We start from the raw sequence: 14,703 nt of genomic DNA, 5'->3' as shown, positions 1-14,703 counted from the left end.
GTCCTCATCAGAAGCTTGCGTTGCGTTGACATGGCGCACGCAAGCTTTCCGTGCCGGCGGCGTAGAATTGAGTAAGATGTAATTAAGAAGGCAGTCGAAAGAGTATATGAGTCAGCAAGATTTGAATGGCATTACCCTGGAAGGTATCGTGACGCGCCTGCAAGCCCACTACGGCTGGGATGGCCTGGCCAAGCACATCGATATCAATTGCTTCATCAGCGATCCCAGCATCAAGTCGAGCCTGAAGTTTTTGCGCAAGACCCCGTGGGCCAGAAGCAAGGTGGAACAATTGTTCCTGGACACGCAATTTACTGACTGACAGGAAAAAACATGGATAGCAAACTCAAGGAATCGTTGCAACAACTGCATTCGACACTGGAAACCAGCGGCCCCGTCGATGAAGAGCTGCATGGTTTGCTGCAAAAACTCGATGTCGACATCAAGTTGTTGATGGAAAAACGCGCTGCGCAGGAACAGGAAGAAGAGTCGACCACCTATGGACTGGCCGAGCGCAGCCAGGAATTGTCGGCCAAGTTTGCTGTCAAGCATCCGAAACTGGAGCCGGCGCTGCGGGAACTGGGTGAAATTCTTGCCAACATGGGTATTTGAATAAATTGCGGGAATTGCCGGGCCTTGTCCTGCCGGGACGGCCCTTCTTTCTCCCAAGTAATTGAAAAATAAACGTTTTTTGTACTGAAATCCAACAGTAAAAAGCAGGCCGTCAGGTTGGAAATGGCCAATTCCGGTACAATCCGTACCCTATGAGCTCCCCTACCAATTTATTTGCGACCGTTCCCAAGCGGTCTGCCCGCGCTGCCGTGGCGCCTTTCCTGCCGATGTCGCGTGCCGAGATGGGCGCGCTGGGCTGGGACCAGTGCGACGTCATCCTCGTCACGGGCGACGCCTACATCGACCATCCGAGTTTCGGCATGGCCCTGGTCGGCCGTCTGCTCGAAGCGCAGGGTTACAGAGTCGGCATCATCAGCCAGCCCGACTGGCTGTCGGCCGACGCGTTCCGCATCCTCGGCAAGCCGCGTTTGTACTACGGCATTACCGCCGGCAACATGGATTCCATGGTTAATCAGTACACGGCCGACCGCAAGATCCGCTCCGACGACGCCTATACGGCCAATGCCGAACCGAATAAACGCCCGGACCGCGCCGTTACTGTGTACGCCCAGCGCGCGCGCGAAGCGTATCCAGACGTGCCCATCGTCATCGGCAGTATCGAAGCGTCTTTGCGCCGCATCGCCCATTACGATTACTGGTCGGACAAGGTCCGCCGTTCCGTCTTGCCCGATTCCAAGGCCGATCTGCTGATCTTCGGCAATGCCGAGCGGGCGCTGGTCGACCTGACGCACCGCCTGGCCGCTGGCGAATCGATCAAGGACATCCGCAACTTGCGCGGCACGGCCTTCATGGTGCCGTCCGGCTGGTTGCCCGGCGACGACTGGGGCGTGCACAATTCCACCCGCGTCGACGTGCCCGGCAAGATCGATCCGCACTACAGTCCGTATGAGATGGTGCAGGAAGACAAGACCGCCTGCGCTACGGAAAATGCGTCGAAATCGGCCGAAGTCATTAAGCCGATCCGTATCATGAGCCGCGAAGAGCGCCTGGCCATGGCCAAGGAAAAGCACGACAAGACGGTCGTGCGCCTGCCAGCGTATGACGTCGTCAAGGATGACCCCGTCATGTATGCGCACGCGTCGCGCGTGTTCCACCTGGAATCGAATCCCGGCAATGCGCGCGCCATGGTGCAGGCGCACGGCGAACGCGACGTGTGGCTCAATCCGCCGCCGTTGCCGCTGGCCATGGACGAGATGGATGGCGTGTACGACATGAATTACGCGCGCGCCCCGCATCCGAGCTATGGCAAGGCGCATATCCCGGCCTGGGAAATGATACGCTTCTCCGTCAACATCATGCGCGGCTGCTTCGGCGGCTGCACCTTCTGCTCGATTACCGAGCATGAAGGGCGCATCATCCAGAGCCGCTCGGAACCGTCGATCCTGCGCGAAATCGAGCATATTCGCGATAAAACCAAAGGTTTTACGGGCACCATTTCCGATATGGGTGGCCCGACGGCAAATATGTACCGCCTCGCCTGCAAGGAAAAAGAGATCGAAGTGTCGTGCCGCCGCCTGTCGTGCGTCTACCCGTCCATCTGCGTCAACCTGGGCACGGACCACAGCAAGCTCATCTCGTTGTACCGCAAGGCGCGCGCCATTCCCGGCATCAAGAAAGTGCTGATCAGTTCGGGCCTGCGCTACGATCTGGCCGTGCGTTCGCCCGAGTATGTGAAGGAACTGGTGACGCACCACGTGGGCGGCTTGCTGAAAATCGCGCCCGAGCACACGGAAGAGGGGACGTTATCGAAGATGATGAAGCCCGGCATCGGTGCGTATGACGAATTCAAGGAAATGTTTGACCGTTTCTCGCTGGAAGCGGGCAAGAAGCAGTATTTGATCCCCTACTTTATCGCCGCCCATCCGGGCACGACGGACCTGGACATGCTGAACCTGGCCCTGTGGCTGAAGAAGAACAACTTCAAGCTCGACCAGGTGCAAACCTTCATGCCCACGCCGATGGCCATGGCCACGACCATGTATCACACGCGCAAGAATCCTTTGCGCAAGGTGACGGCAGACTCGGAAGTGGTGGAAACGGCCCGCAGCGGCAAGATCCGCCGCACGCACAAGGCTTTCCTGCGCTACCAGGATCCGGCCAACTGGCCGATCCTGCGCGAAGCGCTGGTCAACATGGGCCGGGGCGACTTGATCGGCAACGGCGACAAGCATTTGATACCTGCCTGGACGTCATCTGAATCGGGCGGCCTGGCCGCAGGCGAACGCAGCCGCCAGACGCATGGCGCCGGCACGCCGGACAAGTTCAAGGTCACGCCGGGCAAGAACCGCATCGCCTTGGGCGGTACGGCAGCGGCGCCCAAAGCGTCGGCCGCCGAGTCGAAAGTGCGTCCATCGATCTTGTCGACCATCAAGACCAAGGCCAAGCCGGCCGCCGCGCCGATGGGCCGTGGCGGCAAGCCGCCAGCCAAGGGCGGCCATGGGGCGCCGGCACGGGGCGGACGCAAGTAAACTACCCTGTGCCCTTGGGCATAGACTGAAACCCGGCAACGCAACCTGCGTTGCCGGGTTTTTTGCTATCTGCGCACCAGAATGGGGCACAAAATGCGGGGGCGGCAGGATTTTTACCAATATTTAAAAATTGAATAGAGCAAAAGGCAATTTTCCCTTGTGGCAACTTGGTGTTTGAAAATATACTCGTTGAATATTTAGCCGTACGGCAACAAAGCTGCCATTCTGGCAAGCGCCAGCGTACGCGACTCCCAGCGTTGATATGAAAAGAGATGCCAATTGAAATGCCTTTCCTGCCAAGCCGAGAATAAGCCGGGCGCCAAATTCTGTTCTTCCTGCGGCACGACGTTTGCCGTTGCCCCGGCCGCCGCTCCCGTTCCCATGCCAGGCAAATCCTGCGGCCAGTGCGGCCATGACTGCAAGCCCGATGCCAAGTTCTGTCCCAAGTGTGCGTTCAGCTTTGCCGTGGCGCCCGTTGCCGCGACGGTACCGCCGCCCGAGCCGCTTCCTTCACCCGTTCATGCACCTGTTCCTGAGCCGATTCCTGAGCCAGTGCGTGTGTTCGTTCCTGAGCCCGCGCCAGTGGCAGAAGTGGTCGCGGAAGTTGTTCCGGAACCCATTCCCGTTGCCATCCCGGAGCCGGTCGCGCCACCGCCGCCACCACCTGTGCTGGAAAAGCGCCGTGCCGAGCCTGTGCCCGAACCTGTACCCGAGCCAGCTCCCGCCCCCGATGTGCCGGCGGACAGCCCACAGGCTGGCAACCGCATGAAACTGATCGCCGTCGCTGTCGCAGCGGTGGTGCTGCTGGGCGGTGCGGGTGCTTACTATTTTCTGTCAGGCAAGCCGACTGTAGCGGCGCCAGAAGCCGAGCCAGCCTTGCCCGCGCTGGCGGACCCCGCGCCTGCCGCCGAGCAGCCGCTGGCCATCAGCGACCCTGTACTCGATGGCGCCACGGCGACCGAGCCTGCGGCGGCCGCAGCCGAACCGGCGCCAGTGCCGGCCGCCGTTCCTGCACCAGCCCCTGTTCCGGCACCCGCGCCGGCCCCCGCACCAGCACCGGCCCCCGTCGCGGAAAAACCGGCCAAGCCCGTCAAGGTGACGCCGCCACCGCCGCCCGTCAAACAGACTAGTGGCCTGGAAAGCGTGATCACGGAGAGCCTGTCGGAGGCGAGCCATTGCATGAGCCAGCGCAAATACGACTGTGCGATTGCCAACGCGAATGCCGTGTTGCGCATGGACACGGGCAACCGCCATGCGCTCGACATCAAGCGCAAGGCGAAGGAAGCGCAAGACAAGGCGCTGTCGCAAATCCAGATCGAGTAAGCCGTGTGGCTTGCCTCCCATTCCTATTTTGATCTTTCCGGAGAGTAACGTGAAAAACTTGAAACAAATTGCCAAGCCCATGGTGGCGCTGCTGGTCGTGTCTTCGATGCTGGCCGGTTGCGCCGCGCCGGGAGGCCCTGGCGCTACGGGCAACACCACCACTGCAGGCACGGAAGTGGCCAGCGGCGAATGCAATACGGCCATGCTGGCCGGCATTGGCGCCGTCGTGGGCGGCTTGCTGGGCGGCGGCAACAATACCGTGCGCGGCGCGGCCCTGGGCGCCAGCCTGGGCGCGCTCGCTTGCGTGGCCTTGAATTATCAAAGCCAGCAAGTCAAGACGTCGCAGCAGGTGCAGGCCGACTACAAGGTGGCCAACAAGGGCAAGCTGCCCGAGCAGTCGACCCTGGTGAAATACGAGACGGGCTTTACGCCGTCGTCCGTGCGTCCGGGCCAGAAGGCGCAGACCAATTCGTATATCGAAGTGGCGGCCGGTACGCGCGATCCGAACCCGCTGGTGGAAGAGGAATTGAGCCTGTACAAGCCAAGTGGCGAGCTGATCAAAACCGTGCGCAAGGTCGTCAGCAGCAATAACGGCAGCGGCGCCTACAAGGGCGGCTTCTCGATTCCCATGCCGGAAGGCGTGCCGCAAGGCATTTACCCGGTACGCACGGCCCTGTACCTGAATAGCAAGCGCGTCGGCGGCCAGGACGTCAAGCTGCAGATCGTCCAGCGCCAGGCGCCTGTTTCCGATCTGCAACTGGCGCTGGCCTACTAACACAGCATGACCACGGGGCGGCCAGGCAGGCGGCCCCTTCCGATTTTCCCCCTTCCAGGCCAGACATGACCATTTCCACAGAAGTACCTAAATCTCTTCCCTTTTCCTCCGCGCTCGGTTCGTTGATCGAAGCGACTGACGCCATCAAGAATTTCCGCGCGATTGCCCTGCTGGCCCTGACCTTTATCGGTGCCGTGCTCGTCGGCGGCCTGCTGACGATGCTTGCCGGCAGCATAAGCAGCGTGCTGCTGGGCTTCCTGGGCGGCCTGATGGCCTTCCTCGTCATGTTTTACGGCTCCAACGCCGTGGGCATCCTGCTGATGCGCGATGCGCAAGGTCAGCCAGGCATGAGCCTGGTTGATGCCGTGCTCGTTTCGCTGTACACGAGCCACCGCCTGATCGCGGTCGTGTTCCTGGAATTTCTGATCGTGCTGGCGGCCATGATCGCCATTGCCATCATCTTGTTCGTCTGCAAGATTCCCGTGCTCGGCCCCGTGCTGTACACGGTCGTCTTCCCGCTGTCGGCCATCGTGCTGGGCGTGCTGGTGTTTGCCCTGTTCTACGTGATGCTGCCGCTGGCCGGCCCTGCCGCCTGGTCGGGCGCCACCGTGTTCCAGATCATTGCCCGCCTGAACCTGATCGTGCGCACCAAGCTGGTCTCCGTGATTCTGCTGGAAGTGCTGCTGTTCCTGATCACCTCGTTTGTGGCGCTGCTGATCTTTGGCGTGATCGGTACCGGCGTGTCGCTGACGAGCGGCATGTCGGCCGGCATCTTGGGCCTGGGTGGCCAGATGAACATGTATTCCCTGGCTTCGGGCCTGAGCGGCGGTTCCGGCTACATCATCGCAGCCGGTCTGGGCGGTGGCTTGCTGCTGGCAGCCGCGGCCGTCGTGCCTGGCCTGATCTTCACCAAGGGCGTGTGCATCATTTACCTGAACGCCACGCGCAATGTCGATTTCAGCGCCTCGGAAGCGAGCCTGAACGATGGCCTGGCCACGGTCAAGAAGAAGGCCGAAGAAGCGCGTGAACGCGCGCGTGCCCTGGCCGAACAGGCGACTGCACCCGCCGCACCGGCCACGCCGGCTGCCGCGCCCGTTGACAGCCTGCACTGCCCGAGCTGCAAGGCACCGGTCGCGTCCGATGACGTGTTCTGCGGCGAATGCGCGCATAAACTCAAGTAAGGCAGACCATGGCGCAATTCTGTAAACAGTGCGGCACCGCCCACGCGCCCGACGCGCGTTTCTGCGACGAGTGCGGCAAGGCCGTCAACTCCGCGCCGTCTCCGGCACCCGCCGCGCCCGTCAAGCCGGCTGGCGCTGGCGTGCAGCGACGCCACGTCATGATTGCCGGCGGCGCGCTGGCGGTGGTCGTCGTGGCCGGTGGCGCCCTGGCGTGGCTGCTGGCGCCCGAGGCGGCCTCGGCCAGCAGTTTTGGCCGCGCCATCGATGCCCACCTGGCGGCGGACGAGGCGGCGCGCGACAAGCTGCTGTGCTTGTCCAACTTGCCGTACCAGAAGGAAGAAATCCGCGTGGCGTCGTACGACAGTTCCACTCGGCAATGGCTCGATATCCTCGTGCGCAGCGGCCTGTACAACGCTCCCGTCGAGCAAAGCAGCGGTGGCTGGCTTGCGCAATCGCAATTTGTCTACGCGCTGGCCGCACCGGGCAAGGCGGCCTTGCGCGGCGACAAGTTGTGCGTGGCCAAGGGCGCGAAAGTAGCCAAGGTCAGCGGCTACGAGCAGGTGCGCGAGATGGGCGGGCAGCCCGTGGCCATGGCCACGGCCACCCTGGCGTTGACTGATGAGGCCGCATGGTTCGCCAAATCGGCGGACCGTGCCTTGATCCTGCAGCGCTTGCCGCACGGCGACCTGGAAGTGCAGTTGCCGCTGGCGCTGGTCGACAAGCAATGGCAAGTCAGCGACCGCGCGCACATGCAGCGGGCAGCCATGGCCATGGCAAACGCCTTCGGTAAATCGCCGGCCGTGCAAAGCGCGGGCATGCTCGACAAGCTGAAAGGCCTGTTCAGCTTTGGCGGCCACCCGGCGGTGGGCAAGTGGAAAGGCCCCATGGGCGGTATGCTGGAATTTACGCGTGACAGCATCATCGAGGGTGACAAGGTAAGCAAGGGCACGTTTACCACCGAAGGCAATGTCGTGACGCTCACGCCGGAAGGCGCGAACGGCATGGCCATGCAGATCAGCCTGAGCAACGACAGGAATACGGCCACGCTCAGCGTGGGCGGCATGCCAGTTGCGGTGCTGCAGCGCATGCGGGACTAAGCGTTCGGCAAGTGCAGCAGCCCGTTATTCTGCACAGTCCCAGAGCCCGGCCATGCCGGGCTTTTTTACGCCTGCCCGACAGCGGTGCAAAGCCAATTTATCTTGACATCAAGATAGTTAGTGCCCACACTGGCTTTTTATCTTCGTGTCGAGATAGTGCATGCCTGCCTCTCCTGTCCGCCCCGCCTGGGGCGATATTCTGCTCACGGCGCTGGCGCCCCTGATCTGGGGCTCCACGTATATCGTCACGTCCGAACTGCTGCCGCCGGACCGGCCCTTCACGGCGGCCCTGATCCGCGTGCTGCCGGCCGGTTTGCTGTTGCTGCTGGTCATGCGGCGCCTGCCCGCGCGGCGCGATTGGGGCCGCGTGCTGATCCTGTCGGCGCTGAATATCGGCGTGTTCCAGGCGTTGCTATTCGTCGCTGCCTACCGCTTGCCCGGCGGCCTGGCGGCCGTGGTGGGCGCCGTCCAACCGCTGCTGGTAATGGGCCTGGCCTGGGGCGTGGAAGGGCGCCGTCCGGCCCGCCTGGCCTTGCTGGCCAGCGTGCTGGGCGTGGCCGGCATGGGCGTCCTATTGTTGTCGCCGCGCACGGTGTGGGAACCGATCGGCATCGCCGCCGCGCTGGGCGGTACGGCTTGCATGGCGGTCGGTACCTATCTGACGCGGCGCTGGAAGCCGGACTTGCCTGTGCTGGCGCTGACGGGCTGGCAATTGCTGCTCGGCGGCCTGATGCTGGCTCCTGTCGCCTGGCTGGCCGACGCGCCGCTGCCGGCCTTGTCCTTGCAGCAAGTTCTTGCCTACGCCTACCTGTGCCTGGCCGGCGCCCTGCTGGCGTATGCGCTGTGGTTTCGCGGCATCGCCAGGCTTTCTCCCGTGGCCGTCTCCTCGCTGGGACTGCTTAGTCCCCTCATGGCCGTCGTGTTGGGCTGGGCCTTGCTGGGCCAGGCCATGACGGGCTGGTCGATGCTGGGTCTGCTGCTGGTGCTGGCCAGCGTGCTGGCCGTGCAGTGGGCCAGCGCCCGTCCCGCAACAAACCCCTGACTTCCGCGCATTTCTCCTCGGCAGGCTGATCGCATCGGCCTGCCCGTTTCCCTCTATACGCTCCTTTTTTGCTGCACCGCACATACAGTTTTGCTTGCACTGTAATAGGGCATTGAGGCACTATTCGCTTCGCGCAAACGTTTGCGCGCCGTAAAATTCCATAAAAGCATGATCTACACATGCTTGACCAACAACTCTGGAGACGCTCATGACATCCCGTATTCGCCTGAAAATGATTGCCGCCGCTGTCCTGGTGTGTGCCTTGCCCGCCGTGCCGGCGATGGCGCAGACACCTGCCAAACCGAAGGTGGCGCTGGTGATGAAGTCGCTCGCCAATGAATTTTTCCTGACCATGGAAAATGGCGCCAAGGCGCATCAGAAGGCCAATGCCGCCAAGTACGACCTGCTGTCGAACGGCATCAAGGATGAGACGGATACGTCGAGCCAGATCAAGCTGGTCGAGCAAATGATCGTCTCGCGCGTCAACGCGCTGGTGATCGCCCCGGCCGACTCGAAAGCGCTGGTGCCGGTGCTGAAGAAAGCCATCGACGCGGGCATCATCGTCGTCAATATCGATAACAAGCTCGACGAAGGCGCCCTGAAAGAGAAGGGCATCACCGTGCCGTTCGTCGGCCCGGACAACCGCAAGGGCGCCAAGGTCGTCGGCGACTTCCTGGCCAAGCAGATCAAGAAGGGCGACCCGGTCGGCATCATCGAAGGCGTGTCGACGACCTACAACGCGCAGCAGCGCACCCTGGGCTTCCAGGACGCGATGAACGCGGCCGGCGCCAAGGTCGTCAGCGTGCAGTCGGGCCAATGGGAAATCGCTCCTGCCAACACGGTGGCGGCCGCCATGCTGAACGCCAATCCGAATATCAAGGCTTTGCTGTGCGGTAACGATAACATGGCCATCGGCGCCATTTCCGCCATCAAGGCGGCCGGCAAGACGGGCAAAGTACTCGTCGTCGGTTACGACAACATCAACGCCATCAAGCCGATGCTGGCCGATGGCCGCGTGCTGGCTACCGCCGACCAGTTCGGTTCGCAGCAAGCCGTGTTCGGCATCGACACCGTGCTGAAAGCGCTGGCACAGAAGAAGAAACAGGCCGATCTGGGTGGCGTCATCGAAACCAAGGTCGAACTGGTCGCCAAGGGCGCCAAGTCCTGATCGTTTGATCCCGCCGGGGCCGGCGCCTGCGTACTCATGCGAGTAGGCAGCGCCGGCCCCGCCGCCACTACCGCGGAGTTTTATCATGCCTACCGACATCCCCCCGGCGCCATCAGCCGCCACCCCTCTATTGACCCTGGATAATATCGGCAAATCCTATGTCGGCCCCGTGCTGGGCGGCGTGGGCCTGCGCTTTGCCCCTGGCCAGGTGCTGGCGCTGACGGGCGAGAACGGTGCGGGCAAGAGCACCCTGTCGAAGATCATCTGCGGCCTGGAGCAAGCCACCACGGGCACGATGCTGCTCGACGGCAAGCCTTACCAGCCCGCCTCGCGCGGCGTCGCCGAGGCGCTGGGCATCCGCATGGTGATGCAGGAACTCAATTTGATTCCTACCCTGTCGATCGCGGAAAACCTGTACCTGAAAAACCTGCCGCAGCGCTTCGGCTTTATCGACCGTACGCGCCTCGAACGCGACGCGCGCGAACAGATGGAAAAAGTGGGCCTGGGCGGCCTCGACCCGTGGACCCTCGTGGGCGAACTGGGCATCGGCCACCAGCAAATGATTGAGATCGCGCGCAATCTGATCGGCGCCTGCCGCCTGCTGGTGCTCGACGAGCCGACGGCCATGCTGACGCACCGCGAAGTGGAATTGCTGTTCCTGCAAATCGAGCGCCTGAAAGCCGAAGGCGTGTGCATCATCTATATTTCCCACCGCTTGGAAGAACTCAAGCGCGTGGCCGACCGCATCGCCGTGCTGCGCGACGGCCAGCTCGTGTGCGACGACGATATCGCGGGCCACTCCGCCGCCGACCTGGTCAGCCTGATGGTGGGCCGTTCGGCCGACGATGCGGTGGACCTGAGCGGGCGCACCATAGGCGCGCCGCTGCTGCGCGTGCGGGGATTGACGCGCGGCAAGGTCGTCAACCCGACCTCGTTCGACTTGCGCGCCGGTGAAATCCTCGGCATCGCCGGTCTGATCGGCTCGGGCCGCACGGAATTGTTGCGCCTGATCTTCGGCGCCGACCGTGCCGACGCCGGTGACGTGTTCCTTGGCGACAGCGAAACGCCGGCCGCCTTGCATTCGCCGCAGGCAGCGGTGAAAGCGGGCATCGCCATGATCACGGAAGACCGCAAGGGCCAAGGCTTGTTGTTGCGCCAGTCCATCGCCGTCAACACGACCCTGGCCTCGCTCGACACCGTCAGCGGCGCCGGTTGGCTCAACGATGCATCTGAAGCGTCGGTAGCCGATGATTACATCCAACGCCTGGGTATCCGCTCGCGCAACAGTGCGCAAACGGTGGCGGAACTGTCCGGCGGCAACCAGCAAAAGGTGGTGATCGCCCGCTGGCTGTACCGCGACTGCCCCGTGATGCTGTTCGACGAGCCCACGCGCGGGATCGATATTGGCGCCAAGTTTGATATTTATCAGGTGCTGGCCGAACAGGCGCGCCAGGGCAAGGGCCTCGTCATTGTTTCCAGCGACTTGCGCGAACTGATGCTGATCTGTGACCGCATCGCCGTCATGAGCGCCGGCAGCATCGTCGAGACCTTCGAGCGCGGCGCCTGGAGCCAGGACGCGCTGCTGTCGGCCGCCTTCTCCGGCTATTTGACCCCCACTTCCACTCCAGCTGCGGCCTGATCCGCCGGAAAGATTCCCATGACCACCAATTCCTCTCCTTCGTATCTGCAGCGCAGCCTGGCCGACCTGAAAAACTATGCGGGCCTGATCGGCGCCCTGCTGGCCATGTGCGTGCTGTTTTCGTTCGCCAGCGAAAACTTCTTCACCTTGGCCACCTTGAGCACCCTGTCGAACAATATCCCGACCCTCGTCGTGATGGCGGTCGGCATGACCTTCGTGCTGATCATCGGCGGCATCGATTTGTCCGTCGGCTCCGTGATGGCGCTGGCCGCTTCCGTGCTGTCGTTGGCCGTCGTGCACTGGGGCTGGCCCGTGTGGAGCGCGGCCCTGCTGGGCATGTTCGTCGCCGCGCTGTGCGGCGCCACCACGGGTTTGATTTCCGTCGGCTGGCGCATTCCTTCGTTCATTGTTTCCTTGGGCGTGCTGGAAATGGCGCGCGGCATGGCGTATCAGGTGACGAACTCGCGCACGGAATACATCGGCAGCGCCGTTGACGGCATCAGCTCGCCGATCGCGTTTGGCCTGTCGCCCGCTTTCATCGCCTCGATTGCCATCGTTGTCATCGGCCATTTGGTGCTCACGCGCACGGTGCTGGGCCGCCACTGGATTGGCATCGGCACGAATGAAGAAGCCGTGCGTTTGTCCGGCATCAATACAAAACCATCGAAGGTGCTGGTGTTTGCACTGATGGGCTTTCTTGCCGGCGTGGGCGCGCTGTTCCAGGTGTCGCGCCTGGAAGCGGCCGACCCGAACGGCGGCGTGGGCATGGAATTGCAAGTAATCGCCGCCGTCGTGATCGGCGGCACGAGCCTGATGGGCGGACGCGGTTCCGTCATCAGCACCTTTATCGGCGTGCTGATCATTTCCGTGCTGGAAGCGGGCCTGGCGCAAGTGGGTGTGTCGGAACCCGTGAAACGCATCGTCACGGGCCTGGTGATCGTCGCGGCCGTGGTGCTCGACACCTACCGCCGTCGCGGCGAGCGTTCATAATACTGGCCCATGGCAACCATCAAACAAGTGGCGCAGGCGGCGGGGGTGTCGTTTACCACCGTGTCGCACGTCCTCAACAATACCCGCCCCGTCAGCGACGAGGCGCGCCGCGCCGTGCTGGCGGCGGCGGAGCAATTGCATTACGTACCCAGCGCGCTGGCGCGTTCGCTGCGCAGCCGCAGCACGGGCACCATCGGCCTGATCATCCCCAACAATACGAATCCGTATTTTTCGGAAGTGGCGCGCGGCATCGAGGACAGCTGCTACGCGGCCGGCTACAGCGTGATCCTGTGCAATTCCGATGACGACCCCGTCAAGCAGCGCGACTACCTGAACGTGCTGCTGACCAAGCGCTGCGACGGCCTGATTTTGTCCGCGCTGGCTGACAGCGATGGCGAATTGCTGCGCAAGATGAAGGTGCCGGCCGTGCTGCTCGACCGCGCGCCCAGCGACCTGTCCATCGATGCCGTGGCCGTCGACAACCGCGCCGGTGGTGCCCTGGCCGCGCGCCACCTGCTGGGGCTGGGACGCCGGCGTCTCGCCTGCATCGCTGGTCCCCGCGAAGTGAGCATTTCCAACGACCGCATCGATGGCGTGCGCAGCGCCGTGGCGGACGCGGGCGTGGTCCTGGACGACGCGCTGTGCCGCCATAGCGATTTCACGAGCGCGGGAGGCTATGCGGCCGCGCTGGACTTGCTGGGGCTGCCGCCAGGCCAGCGCCCCGATGCCCTGTTCTGCTGCAATGACCTGATGGCCTTTGGCGCCCTGCGCGCCGCCGCCGAGCGGGGCATTGCCGTGCCCGTGGACCTGGCCGTCGTCGGCTTCGACGATATCGACCTGGCCAGCTTCGTGCATCCAGCTTTGACCAGCGTGGCGCAAAATACGCGCGAGCTGGGCCACATCACGGCCGCCTGCCTGCTGGCGCGCATCGCCGACCCCGCCTTGCCGCGCCAGCAGCGCAGCATCGCGCCCGCACTGCACGTGCGTGGCTCCAGCGTGGCGGCCGCTGTAACTTCTACCGCACCTACTTCTTCACCTGCAACTGAACTGATGGGAATGACATCATGATCGTGGTTATCGGCAGCATCAATATGGACCTGGTCTTGCGCGTGCCGCGCATGCCTCTCCCCGGCGAAACCCTGACGGGCGGCGCGTTTAGAACCATCCCTGGCGGCAAGGGCGCCAACCAGGCCGTGGCCTGCGCGCGCCTGAGCGGCAACGTGGCCGGCGCCCAGCAAGTGGCCATGGTCGCTTGCGTGGGCGACGATGCGTTTGGCGCGACCCTGCGTGCGGCGCTCGTCGGCGACGGCATCATCGACAGCCACATCACCACCTTGCCCGGTGTCGCGTCCGGCATCGCCTCCATCCTCGTCGACGACAATGGCCAGAACAGCATCGTCATCGCCGGCGGCGCCAACGATCTGCTCAGCCCCGCGCACATTGACGCGGCGCAAGGGTTAATTGAACAGGCCGACATCGTCGTGCTGCAGCTGGAAACGCCGATGGCCACCGTCGTGCACGCGATCAAACTGGCCCGTTCGCTGGGCAAGACCGTGGTGCTCAATCCCGCTCCGGCCGCCAGCTTGCCGGAAGGCGTGCTGGAACTGGTCGATTACCTGATTCCGAATGAAATCGAAGCGGCCATGCTGGCCGGCGTCAGCCCGGAAGGCGCGGACGTCAAGGCGCTGGCGGGCGCGCTGCAAAAGCTGGGCAGCGACAACGTCATCATCACCTTGGGTTCCAAGGGCGTGCACGCGGCCCTGTACGGCGGCGATTACACCTTCCCGGCCGAAGCGGTAAAAGCCGTCGACACGACGGCCGCCGGCGACACGTTTATTGGCGGCTTCGTGGCGGGCCTGGCGTCCGGCATGGACGAGGCGGAAGCGATTCAGCAAGGCCAGCGCGCGGCCGCCTGGAGCGTCACCAAGCCCGGCGCGCAAACGTCGATCCCCCACTTGCACGAGCTGTTCTGAATCCATGAAAAAATCACCGCTGCTTAATATTGCGCTGTCGCAACTGATCGCTTCGCTCGGCCATGGCGACATGCTCGTCATCGGCGACGCAGGCTTGCCATCGCAGCCGGGCGTGCCCTTGATCGACCTGGCCCTGACGCGCGGCATCCCCGGCTTTATCGATACCGTGAACACGGTATTAAGCGAAATGCAGGTGGAATACCATTTGCTCGCCAGCGAGTTGCCGCAGCATAATCCGGCCATGGCGGCGCAGGTGGCGGCCTTGGCCTTGCCCGATGCGCGCCAGGTGACGCACGACGAGTTCAAGCAATTGTCCAAGGGCGCGCGCGCCATCGTGCGCACGGGCGAGTGCAGCCCGTACGCCAACATCATTCTGGTGGCTGGCGTCGTGTTTTAACGCAAACAATGACGACATTG

At 63.2% G+C, this 14,703-nt stretch carries 14 protein-coding genes and 1 pseudogene; all 15 read left to right on the top strand.

Going from position 1 to position 14,703, the window contains the following annotated elements; genetic code table 11:
• Nucleotides 1-106 precede the first annotated feature (106 nt).
• The 15 genes and pseudogenes from GYK42_RS17770 to rbsD all read left to right on the top strand — a co-directional run bounded on the left by GYK42_RS17770 (nucleotide 107) and on the right by rbsD (nucleotide 14,683).
• The gene (locus GYK42_RS17770; RefSeq protein WP_034753881.1) at nucleotides 107-319 is read left to right on the top strand and encodes a VF530 family DNA-binding protein; all 213 of its coding nucleotides are present in this window, start codon (nucleotides 107-109) and stop codon (nucleotides 317-319) included.
• Nucleotides 320-330: 11 nt separating this feature from the next.
• Nucleotides 331-609: a DUF4404 family protein gene (locus tag GYK42_RS17765; protein WP_034753883.1), complete on the top strand. Its 279-nt coding sequence runs from the start codon at nucleotides 331-333 to the stop codon at nucleotides 607-609.
• A 227-nt stretch (nucleotides 610-836) separates the two neighbouring features.
• Nucleotides 837-3,098, top strand: a complete 2,262-nt coding sequence (locus GYK42_RS17760) for a YgiQ family radical SAM protein (RefSeq protein WP_240943651.1) — start codon at nucleotides 837-839, stop codon at nucleotides 3,096-3,098.
• Nucleotides 3,099-3,377: 279 nt separating this feature from the next.
• Nucleotides 3,378-3,488 (top strand): annotated as a pseudogene (locus tag GYK42_RS29745) (zinc-ribbon domain-containing protein); the annotation flags it as partial.
• Nucleotides 3,489-3,656: 168 nt separating this feature from the next.
• Entirely contained in the window at nucleotides 3,657-4,421 is a 765-nt protein-coding gene (locus GYK42_RS17755) for a hypothetical protein (RefSeq protein ID WP_240943638.1), read from the top strand.
• Nucleotides 4,422-4,470: 49 nt separating this feature from the next.
• Complete coding sequence (locus GYK42_RS17750) at nucleotides 4,471-5,196, top strand: hypothetical protein (protein ID WP_166448571.1); 726 nt, start codon at nucleotides 4,471-4,473, stop codon at nucleotides 5,194-5,196.
• Between the two features lie 65 nt (nucleotides 5,197-5,261).
• Nucleotides 5,262-6,377, top strand: a complete 1,116-nt coding sequence (locus tag GYK42_RS17745) for a zinc ribbon domain-containing protein (protein WP_166448570.1) — start codon at nucleotides 5,262-5,264, stop codon at nucleotides 6,375-6,377.
• 8 nt (nucleotides 6,378-6,385) lie between these two features.
• Entirely contained in the window at nucleotides 6,386-7,474 is a 1,089-nt protein-coding gene (locus tag GYK42_RS17740; protein WP_166448569.1) for a zinc ribbon domain-containing protein, read from the top strand.
• Nucleotides 7,475-7,634: 160 nt separating this feature from the next.
• Complete coding sequence (locus GYK42_RS17735; RefSeq protein WP_166448568.1) at nucleotides 7,635-8,516, top strand: EamA family transporter; 882 nt, start codon at nucleotides 7,635-7,637, stop codon at nucleotides 8,514-8,516.
• A 208-nt stretch (nucleotides 8,517-8,724) separates the two neighbouring features.
• Entirely contained in the window at nucleotides 8,725-9,684 is a 960-nt protein-coding gene (locus GYK42_RS17730) for a sugar ABC transporter substrate-binding protein (RefSeq protein ID WP_166448567.1), read from the top strand.
• An 85-nt stretch (nucleotides 9,685-9,769) separates the two neighbouring features.
• On the top strand, nucleotides 9,770-11,323 hold the full coding sequence (locus tag GYK42_RS17725; protein ID WP_166448566.1) for a sugar ABC transporter ATP-binding protein: 1,554 nt from the start codon (nucleotides 9,770-9,772) through the stop codon (nucleotides 11,321-11,323).
• Nucleotides 11,324-11,341: 18 nt separating this feature from the next.
• Nucleotides 11,342-12,313, top strand: a complete 972-nt coding sequence (locus tag GYK42_RS17720; RefSeq protein ID WP_070303783.1) for an ABC transporter permease — start codon at nucleotides 11,342-11,344, stop codon at nucleotides 12,311-12,313.
• Between the two features lie 9 nt (nucleotides 12,314-12,322).
• Entirely contained in the window at nucleotides 12,323-13,381 is a 1,059-nt protein-coding gene (locus GYK42_RS17715; protein WP_166448565.1) for a LacI family DNA-binding transcriptional regulator, read from the top strand.
• Entirely contained in the window at nucleotides 13,378-14,286 is a 909-nt protein-coding gene (gene rbsK, locus GYK42_RS17710) for a ribokinase (protein WP_166448564.1), read from the top strand. The genes GYK42_RS17715 and rbsK overlap by 4 nt, the downstream gene beginning before the upstream one ends.
• Nucleotides 14,287-14,290: 4 nt before the next feature.
• Complete coding sequence (gene rbsD / locus GYK42_RS17705) at nucleotides 14,291-14,683, top strand: D-ribose pyranase (protein WP_034753900.1); 393 nt, start codon at nucleotides 14,291-14,293, stop codon at nucleotides 14,681-14,683.
• Nucleotides 14,684-14,703: the final 20 nt, after the last annotated feature.

The organism is Janthinobacterium lividum (assembly GCF_011601275.1).
GTDB classification, from domain to species: Bacteria; Pseudomonadota; Gammaproteobacteria; order Burkholderiales; family Burkholderiaceae_D; genus Janthinobacterium; species Janthinobacterium lividum_E.
Note: the sequence above shows the minus strand (reverse complement) of the source record. Positions and strands in the feature narration are given on the sequence as shown.